Source organism: Streptomyces sp. 8L, from assembly GCF_020176795.1.
GTDB lineage: Bacteria > Actinomycetota > Actinomycetes > Streptomycetales > Streptomycetaceae > Streptomyces.
Genome location: NZ_JAIUKE010000167.1, coordinates 1 through 1,037, shown reverse-complemented (window position 1 = coordinate 1,037; position 1,037 = coordinate 1). Strand labels below are relative to the sequence as shown.

At 80.3% G+C, this 1,037-nt stretch carries 1 protein-coding gene; it reads left to right on the top strand.

Features of this window, described 5'->3' with window-relative positions; translation table 11 throughout:
- Positions 1-740 (top strand): class F sortase (locus tag LCE31_RS15740; RefSeq protein ID WP_225014887.1); only part of this gene is annotated, 740 nt, incomplete at its 5' end.
- Between the last annotated feature and the right edge of the window lie 297 nt (positions 741-1,037).

The following is a 1,037-nucleotide window of genomic DNA, read 5'->3' as shown; positions in this document are numbered from 1 at the left end:
CCCCCACCCACCCCCCCCCCCCCCCCGCGCGCCCCGGCGAGCGCGGCCCCGCCCCCCCCCCCCGGGGCCGGGGGGGGGCGGGGGGGGGGGGGGGCCCGGGGCGGGGGGGCCGGGGGGCGGCCGACGGCTCGGCGGGCGGTACGTCCGCACCCGCCACGGGCGACATCGCCGCCGTCGGCCGCCCCCTCGGTGTGCCGCTGCCGCCCGCCCACCGCCCGCTCGGCCCGTCGCTGCCGAGGCGCGTCGACATCCCGTCGCTCGGCATCGGCGCGCCCGTCACCGGCCGGGGGCTCGACGCGGCGGGCGCGGTCGACCCGCCGCCGTACTCCACGCCGGGGACGGTCGGCTGGTACGACGCCGGTACGCGGCCGGGCGCGGCGGGGACGTCCGTCTTCGTCGGGCACGTGGACACCCGGACCCGGCCCGCGGTGTTCTACGGGCTGAGCGCGGCGAAAGCCGGCGAGAAGGTGCGCGTGACGCGGGCCGACGGCTCCGTCGCCGAGTTCACGATCAACGACGTGGAGGTCGTGTCCAGGAAGCATTTCGACGCCGCGAAGGTCTACGGCGCGGAACAGCGGGACCGGGCCGATCTGCGGCTGATCACCTGTGGCGGCACCTATGACCGCACGTCCCACGAGTACACGGCGAACGTGGTGGTGTCGGCCTACCTGACCGGGGTCGTGGACGCTGCGCCCGTCCGCGGCTCGGGCGATCGCACCACGACGGTCGCGGCCCGCTGACCCTGTCCCGCGCCGTCCCCTACGTGCCCCGACCCGACCCGGCCCGACCCGGCCCGCTCCCCCAGGGGCCGCCGGCCGGGCCGGTCCTCGACCGCGCCGGGAACCGGCGCCCCTGAGGGGCCGGAGCCCGCGCGGGAGTCCCCAGTGGTCATGACCCCGTCATAGTATCGGGAATTGTCGATTTAGCGCCCAAGGGCGCCGGGGGGGGGGGGCGCCCCGCGGGGGGGGGGGGGGGGGGGGGGTGGGGGGGGGGGGGGGGGGGGGGGGGGGGGTGGGGGGGGGCGGGGGGGGGCGAGG